The following is a 10,478-nucleotide window of genomic DNA, read 5'->3' on the forward strand; positions in this document are numbered from 1 at the left end:
AATAAAGTTAATAATGCTTTTAATATCCTACAATTTGATATTTTTTTGCTTTGCTTGCTACTGTAGCATGGGTAACTCCCAGAGCCTTTGCTGCCGCGTTAAAGCTTCCATATTTTTCTAAAGCTGCTCTAATAATTTCCTTTTCATAATCCTCTATTTTGGAGATCTTTCCATCCTTTAAAAAGGATTCTATTGCACATTCTTTTACACAATCGCCCTGACAGTTTCTTATATTCTTGGGCAAATCATTAACATAAAGATATTCTCCCTCCGCAAGAACTATCATTCTCTCTACCACGTTCATCAATTCCCTTATATTTCCTGGCCAATTATAGTTCATCATGACATCAAGGGCTTCCTTACTAATACCTTTGATTTTAGTTCTGTTTTTTATGTTAATCTTCTCTATAAAGTACTCCACCATCATCTCAATATCATCTCTACGTTCCCTCAGAGGTGGAATAAGAAGGTTCACTACGTTTAATCTATAAAACAGGTCAAGCCTGAATTTCCCTTTCATAACCATTTCCTCAAGGTTCCTGTTGGTGGCAGCTATAACTCTGACATCGATTATGATTTTGCGTTCTGACCCTAAACGCTGTATTTCACCGTTTTGAAGTGCTCTGAGAAGCTTTGCCTGCATTTCAAGCGGAAGCTCCCCTATTTCATCCAAAAATAGGGTACCTCCGTCAGCAATTTCGAATATTCCTCTTTTATCCTTCAATGCCCCTGTGAATGCTCCCTTTTCGTATCCAAATAGCTCACTCTCCAAAAGCCCCTGAGGGAAGGCAGCACAATTAACTTTTACAAAGGGCCCATCTTTTCTCCAGCTTCCGCTATGAATTAAATCAGCCAGCAGTTCCTTCCCTGTTCCACTCTCTCCACAAATAACAACCGGCACTTCGGTAGATGCTATCTTTTTAGCCATATTCAGAACTTCCATAAATTTTTTATTCTTACCTATTATTACCGGTTCATTCATACTTTTAACTTTGTTATCGCTATTGTATGCAGATATATCCCATACCACATAAACATCACCATTTTCTTCATAAAAAAGATGCACTCTATTTCCATCTATGCAGATACTTTCAATACTTTTGTCCTCTATTTCTTTTTTTCTTTTATGAATCCACCCTAAACAATCATATTCCCTGTAATAGTCGACATTTTTTCCTTCTTCAATCCTGCTGCTGACTTTAAAGGCTGCTGAAAATGCTCTATTGAAATACTTTATGTTCAATTTTTTATCAAGAACCATAATAGGGCGAGATATATACTCATAAGCACGAGCCGATACACTCACGCTGCTTCACTCCTTAAGTAATGAAATCATATTTTTTTTGCATTAGAAGTGGCAACAACATCAACACCTGTACCAAGTATGTCTTTAATTACAATATCACCAATTGATACAGGGGCTTTCAATTTTACACCGTTTATTTCCTTCATAACGTCGAATATCAGTTTCTTTGGTATTTCTCTGCTGGTTTTTACAGATACAAGCATTTTATCTCCATTAAGAACCCTAACAGTTGAAGTTACAATCCTTCTTGGGTCCTTAATCTCTGATATTCCATATTCCCTTCCTCTTTTACACTTGTTGCCAGAGACATTAATTTCCTCGCCATCTATTGTTATCTCCAGACTGCATCCAAGAGGGCAATTAATGCATATCATTTTCTTTACTTCCATATTTACACCTCCTCCAGATGGAATGTTATTTCTCCCTTTTTGATTTGTTTTAGTACTTCTCTTTTAATTTTAAGATGCTCCATCTCTCCTGGAGAAACCATCTGCTTCTTTACTTTTGTTATTACTGTGTCGCCCTGCTTTGCACATAGATATACGTTTCTGTATACATTGTCGACACGCATAAAGAAGTTCACTTCATTATCAACATTTTCAGAATTTATAATGCATGGAACTACATAGCGTACGCCGCCGTTGCCTTTTGCGTATATTCTTTCATCAGACTTTTTGAGCTCTTTTTTAATATATTTTGCCGCTCCACGCCCTGCAAGCCTGCTTTCCTCTGTAACAAAGTCCACAAGGTCATGTACATGTACAACATTTCCACATGCGAATATTCCATCTATGGATGTCTGCATAGATTCATCCACCACAGGACCAGATGTTATATCGTTTATCTTAACTCCTGCTTCCCTTGAAAGCTCGTTTTCAGGTATAAGCCCTACCGAAAGTAGAAGTGTATCACATTCAACAAACCTTTCGGTTCCGGGTATTGGTTTTCTATCATCTCCAACCTTAGCTATAGTTACTCCCTCAAGCCTTTCCTTTCCATGTATCCGCACAACCGTATGGCTAAAAAGCAGAGGTATGTTAAAGTCATCAAGGCACTGCACAATGTTTCTCTTAAGCCCCGTTGAGTATGGCATAAGCTCTACAACCATTTCAACCTTTGCTCCTTCAAGCGTCATACGTCTTGCCATAATTAGTCCGATATCTCCCGAACCCAATATTACAACCTTTTTCCCAACCATATGTCCTTCTATATTAACAAATCTTTGAGCTGCTCCTGCTGTAAGCACACCTGCCGGCCTTGTACCGGGTATGTTTAGCGCCCCTCTGGTCCTTTCCCTGCAGCCCATTGCAAGTATAATTGCCTTAGCTTTTATATTTATAATTCCATCTTCAGGGTTTATAGCCTGAATAGTTTTATCACTGGATATATGAAGTACCATTGTATCAAGCTTGTATTCAATATTTAACTTCTCTACTTCCTTTATAAACCTGTCAGCATATTCTGGACCTGTTAACTGTTCTCCAAATATGTGAAGTCCGAATCCGTTATGAATGCACTGCTGAAGTATTCCACCAAGGCTCTTATCCCTTTCAAGAATGAGTATATCTTCTATTCCGTTTTTTCTTGCCTCAACTGCTGCCGCAAGCCCCGCAGGTCCTCCGCCGATTATAACAATCTCTCTTTCCATGTTATCCCTCCTTATTTAGTCCTGCCTGTAAGTATTTTGCTGCCTTCTCCAGCCTTTAGGATTTCTTCAGGTTCTACCTTAAGCTCTCTGGCCAGGATTTCAACAACCCTTGGCATACAAAATCCACCCTGACATCTTCCCATTCCAGCCCTGAGCCTTTTTTTAACCCCATCAACTGTTCTTGCCCCAAGGGGCCTGTATATTGCATTAATTATGTCTCCCTCTGTTATATGTTCGCACCTGCAGATCACTCTTCCATAAAGCTTGTTCTCCTTAAGGGCCTGTTCCTTTTCTTCCTGGTTCATATCTATAAATCTTCTTGGTTTAACCCTCTTTGGATTAAAGTTCTCTTTTTTATTGAGAATAAGTCCCTGTTCCCTTAGAAGATCTAAAACCATAAGTGCTACTGCAGGTGCAGATGTAAGTCCCGGTGATTCAATCCCTGCTGCATTTACAGCACCCTTTGAAGGAGAGTTTATTATAAAATCTCCCGTATCAGGCGTAGCTCTAACCCCTGTAAATGAAGTTATTACGTCCCTTAAATTTATGTTTCTTACACTCCGTTGAGCTCCTTTTATTACTTCATCAAGGCCCTCAAAGGTGGTTGACGTATCATCCTTTTCATAAATTTCAACAGCATTAGGTCCTAAAAGCAGGTTCCCATGAACTGTTGGAGAAACAAGTATTCCCTTTCCCTTTGATGTTGGAACCTGAAAGATAGTGTTTTTAACATGTTTTCCCTGAGTCTTATCTAACAGGCAGTACTCTCCTTTTCTTGGGATTATCCTGAATTCTTTACCACCAAGCATTCTGTTTATTTCGTCCGCAAACAAACCTGCTGCATTTACAACATATTTAGCCTCTATATTCCCTCTGCTAGTCTCTACTATAAAGTAATCCTCTCTCCTTTTTATATTTCTAACTTCAGTTTGGAACTGAAATTTTACACCATTTTGAAAAGCAATCTCTGCAAGGGCAATTGCCAATTCATAAGGTGACACAATTCCTCCCGTTTTTGCATGAAGCGCTCCAACAGCATTTTCGCTTATGTTAGGTTCAATTTTTCTAAGCTGTTCCCCATCTATGATTTCAAGCTCCTTAACTCCATTTCTTATTCCCCTTTCATAAAGCTTTTCAACATGCTTCATTTCTTCATCACTAAAGGCTATTACCAAGGAACCATTTCTTATAAAATCAACATCAAGTTCTTTACATAAATCCTCATACATTTCATTTCCCATCACATTCAGCTTAGCTTTTAATGTTCCTTCCTTTGCATCATAACCTGCATGTACAATTCCACTGTTTGCTTTTGTCGCACCATTAGCTATATCATAGCTCTTTTCAACAACCATTACATCAATCTGATATTTTGATAGTTCCCTTGCGATTGCAGTACCTGTAATTCCTGCTCCTATAACGATTACATCAATCATAATTACACCCCCTAATCAATAATTAAAGCCGTGCCAAAAAGACCATATTTATGGTCCAATCAGCACGGCTCTCACATCTCGCCATTAAATATTTACTTTACTCAAATTATATCATAATATTTTAAAATTTCAAACTTATTCTTCTTCCCATTTTAATGCTCTTTCAACAGCCTTTGCCCATCCCTTTATAAGTTTTTCTCTCTTTTTCTGTTCCATATTAGGTTCAAACTTTTTATCCCTTGCCCAGTTGGTGAGAATATCTTCCTTGTTTTTCCAGTATCCAACTGCAAGTCCGGCAAGATAGGCTGCTCCCAATGCTGTGGTTTCAATAACCCTTGGCCTGTCAACAGGAACGTTTAAAATATCGGACTGGAACTGCATTAAGAAGTTATTAGCAACTGCTCCTCCGTCAACCTTTAATGTACTTAACTTAATACCTGAATCTTCCTGCATTGCATTTAAAACGTCCATCGTCTGATATGCAAGTGATTCAAGAACCGCCCTGATAACATGTTCCTTCTTTGCTCCTCTTGTAAGCCCAACCAGTGTTCCCCTTGCGTACATATCCCAGTATGGTGCTCCCATTCCAACAAAGGCAGGAACAAAATATACACCGTTTGTGTCCTCAACGGATGATGCATATTTTTCTGTCTCAGCTGCAGATTTTATCATTCTCAGTTCATCCCTCAGCCATTGAACCGCTGCACCAGCTATGAATATACTTCCTTCAAGTGCATATTCGACCTTTCCATCAACTCCCCATGCTATGGTTGTAAGAAGCCCATTTTTGGATTCAACTGGCTTTTCCCCTGTATTCATGAGCATGAAGCATCCAGTTCCATAGGTGTTCTTTGCCATACCTTCCTGGAAGCATCCCTGTCCAAATAACGCAGCCTGCTGGTCTCCCGCATCCCCTGCTATTGGAACTTCAACTGTTGAGCCATCCAGCTTAGTGTAGCCATAGATACAGCTTGATGGCTTAACCTCTGGAAGCATCGACTTTGGAATATTGAGCTCTTTAAGTATATCATCGTCCCATTTAAGTTCATGTATGTTAAATAGCATTGTTCTTGAGGCATTGGAGTAGTCAGTTACATGCACTTTCCCTCCTGTCAGGTTCCAAATAAGCCATGTATCGATATTTCCGAAGAGAAGTTCTCCTCTTTCTGCCCTTTCCCTTGCTCCCTCGACGTTGTCAAGAATCCACTTTATCTTGGTTCCTGAAAAATATGCGTCAACAACTAGCCCTGTTTTCTTTCTGATCGCTTCAGCAAGCCCTTTGTTTTTCAATTCATCACAAATCGGTGATGTTCTTCTACACTGCCATACTATTGCATTATACACAGGTTTTCCGGTATTCTTATCCCATACAACAGTAGTTTCTCTCTGATTTGTTATACCTATTGCAGCTATATCATCTGCAGATATTCCTGCTTTGGCAAGGGCTTCATTTGCAACGCCTATTTGTGTTCCCCAAATCTCCATAGGGTCATGTTCAACCCATCCTGCCCTTGGATAAATCTGAGTAAACTCCTTCTGAGCAACGGATACTATCTCACCACTTTTGTTGAAAACTATAGCCCTTGAGCTTGTTGTTCCCTGATCAAATGATAGGATATACTTTGACATTTTAACTCCCCCCTAGGTTTTCTTTTTTAGAACATCTCTTATATAGATGTTTATTTGGTTAGCTTCAATGCTTATCAGCCAATCCGATCTCTTAAACTTCCTTGCACAAGCGTATTAGTAAATGGAATATATTTTTTATCACAGCGTTTTTTAAGCCAAAAATGGCACAACGAGTTATATTAATAGTCCAATATTACCTATTAACGTTTTTACTCTTTGACTCAATTTTGATTCCCGGAAAATATGGCACAATTAGCTTTTCATAAACAAATCCACCTGCTAATGCACCAGCTATTGGTCCAAATATAGGAACTATAAATCCATATTCATTCGCTCCCACTGCTGCCCTTCCCCAGCCCGCAATCATGGCAAAAAGCCTTGGCCCAAGGTCACGTGCAGGGTTCATTGAAAATCCTGTTAATGGTCCAAAGGATGTTCCTATGATTGCTATTGTAAGGCCTATCATAACAGCAGCCATTCCTGCTGTTGGTGTATTGGTGTTTCTTGAGTCGCCTACTGCAAAAATAACTAATACGAGAAATGCAGTAATTGCAAACTCCACCATGAAAGCTTCAAAATTATTTAAATATGGCTGCGGGAAGGTTGTAAATATTCCAACAAGCTTTACACTTTCCGCAGTTCCTCTTACAAGACCTGCGTTCTTTTCAAATAAAAGGAATGCTGGTCTAAACAGCCCATAAACCGCTGCAGCAGCGGTAAACGTTCCTGCAATTTGAGCAATAATATAAGGAACAATCTTCTTCCTGTCAAACCCCTTCCATACTGCAAGAGTTATTGTTACTGCAGGGTTTATATGTGTTCCTGAAACTGCTCCTGTTACATAGATAGCCATTGTAACTGCAAGTCCCCATACCAATGATAATTCCCATTGACTTATGTTGGTTTTGTTTAGAACAAGAGTTGCAACAACTCCAGCACCAATGAATATAAGAATAAATGATCCGATAAATTCTGCCACCAGTTCCCCAAATATGCTTTTTTTCATGTTATTACCCCCTTATGTTTTTTTATATATAGTGCAATAATCGTGCCAAAACACTAAATAATTGCACTATAGGCCAAAGATGCTTAAAATACAGAATTGTTTGACAATTAACAATAATGTTATTTTATTAACAGATAGTTAATTGATAGAATTTAACATATCGCTAATTCTTTTTGATAAAAATCAGCATAACAAAGGCAAATAGGACTTCACGCCATTTTTTTCATAAAATATTATAATCTTTCAACTATAGATCCCACATTTAATTATGTTTAGCTTTATAGGAACTGAAAATATTCCTTAAAAAACATATAATCCATTCATTATTAAAACATGATTTCGAAATGTTTTTCATTTCATTTTCTTTTAACAAAATATGTCTTAATATTATAATAATATCAAATTTTTGAACAAATTTGTATAATACAAGCAATCTATCTTTTATCAATCTTTTTTACAGCATTTTTATATCGTCTTTCAATATTCTTTCTATCTCCACTGGTTTAGTAATTTAATCTCAATGTAAAGCCATTTTAGATTTTAACATATATTGTCACATATTAATATTAATAATTTAGATATTCAACATATACATTTATAATGTATATGAATTTTAATAAGGGGGATCTACATATGATCAAATTAAAAAACCTCAAAAAATCTATAGTAGCCGTACTGTTCTTACTATTCTTGGTAACCAGCACACACTCGCTTAACGTTGGCAGTGGAGCATCTGCTAACAACAAAACTCAAGTTAAAAACGTCATTATGCTTATTCCAGATGGAACAAGCATAGAGGCCATAACTCTGGCGAGATGGTATAACGGCGGAAAATCACTTGCCATGGATGAAATTGCAGTTGGTCTTACAAGAACCTACTGGAAAGATGGTCCAATAACCGACTCAGCTCCAGGGGGAACAGCATATGCAGTAGGTTATAAAACAGATGATAAACATGTAGGCGTTTTAAGCGAACAAGAAGGAAATAGACCTGTTGCAACGCTGGTTGAAGCAGCAAGGCTTGAAGGAAAATCTACAGGAATAGTAGTCACATCAGAAATAATGCACGCAACTCCTGCAGACTTTACTGCTCATGATCCTGATAGATCAAACTATAATTCTCTTATGAAACAGCAAATATATAACGGTTTAGATGTTGTTCTTGGGGGAGGAGATGAATTTTTTACGCCTGCAGCTGGTGGAAAAAGAACTGATGGAAAGGATCTCAGGGAAGTCATAAAAAGCCTCGGCTATGATTATGTGACAACAAGGGATGAAATGAAAAAATCAAAGGCTTCAAAAATCTGGGGAGCCTTTGCACCTAGAGATTTAATGTATGATATAGACCGTCAAACTACAAACTCTGATCAGCCTACACTTGCGGAAATGACTCAAAAGGCTATAGAAGTTTTATCAAAGGATAAGGATGGATTCTTTCTTATGGTTGAGGGAAGTAAAATAGACTGGGCAGCCCATGCAAATGACCCTGTGGGCGTTGTAAGTGACATAATAGCCTTTGATAAAGCTGTTAAAGTAGCACTTGATTTCGCCAGGAAGGATGGCCATACAGTAGTGGTTTCCTCAGCGGATCATGGAACAGGTGGATTGACGATAGGAAGTAAAGTACATGATAAAGAATATTCATATATAACCTTTGATGAAAGCGTCAATAGACTTAGGACTGCAAAGGCTTCAGCAGATTTAGCCATTTCCCTTCTTAAGAATGCTGATGAAGGCAAAATAAAGGAAGTATTAAATACTTACTATGGCATTAACGATCCAACAGTTGAAGAAATATCATCTATTAAGTCTGATCCTCAAAATATTAAGCAAGTAATAAGCGCCAGATCGAATGTAGGTTGGACAACCGGCGGACATGTAGGAGGAGACGTTGCTTTATTTAACTACGCCCCCTATGGTGTTGAAAGATTGCAGGGTGTTAAGGATAATACAGAGGTTGGAAGGTATATGGCAAGAGTTTTAGGATTAAATCTTGAAAAGGCCACTAAAGAACTCTTTGTAAATGCAAAGAAAGTATTTGAAGCTCGTGGAGCGAAGGTTGAAATAGATGCATCAGATATTGATAATCCTGTAGTCAATATTACAAAAGGAACAAATATCCTAAAACTTCATGGCTACACTAATATTGCAGAGCTAAACGGAAATACTTGCAAGTTAAATGGAGTTATTGTTTGTATAAAGAAAAATGATAAATATAATGTTGAGGATGTTTACGTACCAATGCAGGCAGTTGAATTGCTAAGATAATTGTAAGACGTATTTATCCAAAAGGTGCATGCCCAAAGGAGCATACACCTTTTGCTATTGCTTCTATAGTCTGTCCATATTTCATTTCTAAATTAACTCATCGTTCTGGTTTTCACTTTCAAAGAACGCTGCGATAAAAAATATATTTCATTCACCAGTGCGCTTAGCAAAGAAGTTCTAAGACTCGGGATTTGAAAAATCAAGAACTTTCATCAAACTCGCCTTGCTCAAACAAATGAAAGTTCTAGGATTTTTCTGCATCCCTTCGCCTGGAACTTCTAGATGCTCGCTTTATGTGAATTCCATATATTTTTTATCTCCGCTTTCTTAGCAGAAAGCAGGATATTGTCAAACTAATTGCAACATTATTATATGCAAAAAATAAAATGGCTCCATGGAGAGGACCTAAGCCTCCAACCCGACCGTTGAACTGCTGGCTTGCGACAACATTGTATTCAAAAATAAAATGGCTCCATGGAGAGGACTCGAACCTCCAACCCGACCGTTGAACTGCTGGCTTGCGACAACATTGTATTCAAAAAATAAAGTGGCTCCATGGAGAGGACCTAAGCCTCCAACCCGACCGTTAAACAGCTGGCTTGCGACAACATTGTATTCAAAAAATAAAATGGCTCCATGGAGAGGACTCGAACCTCCAACCCTCCGGTTAACAGCCGGATGCTCCACCATTGAGCTACCATGGAACGATAAAGATTTATTCAATTGAATCCGGCAGCTACCTACTCTCCCGAGCCGTCTCCAGCTCAGTACCATCGGCCCTGCAGGGCTTAACCGACCTGGCTCGGATGGGAGCGGGTTACTCACCCTGCACTCCCTATCGTCAGGTGTTATTCATCCGGCAGCTACCTACTCTCCCATGGCGTCTCCGCCATAGTACCATCGGCGTTACAGGGCTTAACCTTCGTGTTCGGAATGGGAACGGGTGTATCCCCTGCACCATCGCCACCGGATTACAGATGTCAGAGGTCGGATGTCGGAAGTCAGACTCCTTAGCATTCCTTTAGGGTCTTTCCTATCCTGCCTGACACACTAAAAGAACTAATATTAGTTCTCTCAAAACTGCACAGCTTTGATCAAGCCCTCGACCTATTAGTACCTGTCAGCTGAACGCCTCACGACGCTTACACCTCAGGCCTATCAACCTCATGTTCTTTGAGGGGTCTT

Annotated in this window: 7 protein-coding genes, 1 tRNA gene and 3 rRNA genes; 1 reads left to right on the forward strand and 10 read right to left on the reverse strand. The window is 38.8% G+C overall.

What is annotated here, in order from left to right; all coding sequences use genetic code 11:
- Positions 1-19 precede the first annotated feature (19 nt).
- The 6 genes from EDD71_RS05990 to EDD71_RS06015 all read right to left on the reverse strand — a co-directional run bounded on the left by EDD71_RS05990 (position 20) and on the right by EDD71_RS06015 (position 7,025).
- The gene (locus EDD71_RS05990) at positions 20-1,306 is read right to left on the reverse strand and encodes a sigma-54 interaction domain-containing protein (protein ID WP_133627843.1); all 1,287 of its coding nucleotides are present in this window, start codon (positions 1,304-1,306) and stop codon (positions 20-22) included.
- Between the two features lie 26 nt (positions 1,307-1,332).
- Positions 1,333-1,695, reverse strand: coding sequence for a DUF1667 domain-containing protein (locus EDD71_RS05995; RefSeq protein WP_133627844.1), 363 nt, complete (start codon positions 1,693-1,695; stop codon positions 1,333-1,335).
- A gap of 2 nt (positions 1,696-1,697) precedes the next feature.
- A complete protein-coding gene (locus tag EDD71_RS06000) occupies positions 1,698-2,954 on the reverse strand; it encodes an NAD(P)/FAD-dependent oxidoreductase (protein WP_133627845.1) in 1,257 nt (418 codons plus the stop codon).
- A gap of 11 nt (positions 2,955-2,965) precedes the next feature.
- Positions 2,966-4,390 carry an NAD(P)/FAD-dependent oxidoreductase gene (locus EDD71_RS06005; RefSeq protein WP_133627846.1) on the reverse strand — a complete coding sequence of 475 codons (1,425 nt, stop codon included), beginning with the start codon at positions 4,388-4,390 and terminating at the stop codon, positions 2,966-2,968.
- Positions 4,391-4,525: 135 nt separating this feature from the next.
- A complete protein-coding gene (glpK, locus tag EDD71_RS06010; RefSeq protein WP_133627847.1) occupies positions 4,526-6,019 on the reverse strand; it encodes a glycerol kinase GlpK in 1,494 nt (497 codons plus the stop codon).
- Between the two features lie 193 nt (positions 6,020-6,212).
- On the reverse strand, positions 6,213-7,025 hold the full coding sequence (locus tag EDD71_RS06015; protein ID WP_133627848.1) for an MIP/aquaporin family protein: 813 nt from the start codon (positions 7,023-7,025) through the stop codon (positions 6,213-6,215).
- A 633-nt stretch (positions 7,026-7,658) separates the two neighbouring features.
- On the opposite strand from EDD71_RS06015, the gene EDD71_RS06020 reads away from it, so the two are divergent.
- Positions 7,659-9,293 (forward strand): alkaline phosphatase, encoded by a 1,635-nt coding sequence (locus tag EDD71_RS06020; RefSeq protein ID WP_133627849.1) that lies wholly within the window; start codon positions 7,659-7,661, stop codon positions 9,291-9,293.
- Positions 9,294-9,922: 629 nt separating this feature from the next.
- Here EDD71_RS06020 and EDD71_RS06025 read toward each other — a convergent pair.
- The 4 genes from EDD71_RS06025 to EDD71_RS06035 all read right to left on the reverse strand — a co-directional run.
- Positions 9,923-9,997: transfer RNA gene (locus EDD71_RS06025), tRNA-Asn, on the reverse strand.
- Positions 9,998-10,020: 23 nt separating this feature from the next.
- A 5S ribosomal RNA gene (rrf, locus tag EDD71_RS16095) occupies positions 10,021-10,136 on the reverse strand.
- Between the two features lie 11 nt (positions 10,137-10,147).
- Positions 10,148-10,264 (reverse strand): 5S ribosomal RNA (gene rrf / locus EDD71_RS06030).
- Positions 10,265-10,383: 119 nt separating this feature from the next.
- Positions 10,384-10,478: ribosomal RNA gene (locus EDD71_RS06035) — 23S ribosomal RNA — on the reverse strand; the annotation flags it as partial.

The sequence above is a fragment of the Fonticella tunisiensis genome (assembly GCF_004364155.1).
GTDB lineage: Bacteria > Bacillota > Clostridia > Clostridiales > Caloramatoraceae > Fonticella > Fonticella tunisiensis.

Bases quoted from the DNA above. Each gene is read 5' to 3' on its own strand.
- EDD71_RS06005 (WP_133627846.1), bottom strand. From the start codon at position 4,390: ATGATTGATGTAATCGTTATAGGAGCAGGAATTACAGGTACTGCAATC.
- glpK (WP_133627847.1), bottom strand. From the start codon at position 6,019: ATGTCAAAGTATATCCTATCATTTGATCAGGGAACAACAAGCTCAAGG.
- EDD71_RS06000 (WP_133627845.1), bottom strand. From the start codon at position 2,954: ATGGAAAGAGAGATTGTTATAATCGGCGGAGGACCTGCGGGGCTTGCG.
- EDD71_RS06015 (WP_133627848.1), bottom strand. From the start codon at position 7,025: ATGAAAAAAAGCATATTTGGGGAACTGGTGGCAGAATTTATCGGATCA.
- EDD71_RS06020 (WP_133627849.1), top strand. From the start codon at position 7,659: ATGATCAAATTAAAAAACCTCAAAAAATCTATAGTAGCCGTACTGTTC.
- EDD71_RS05995 (WP_133627844.1), bottom strand. From the start codon at position 1,695: ATGGAAGTAAAGAAAATGATATGCATTAATTGCCCTCTTGGATGCAGT.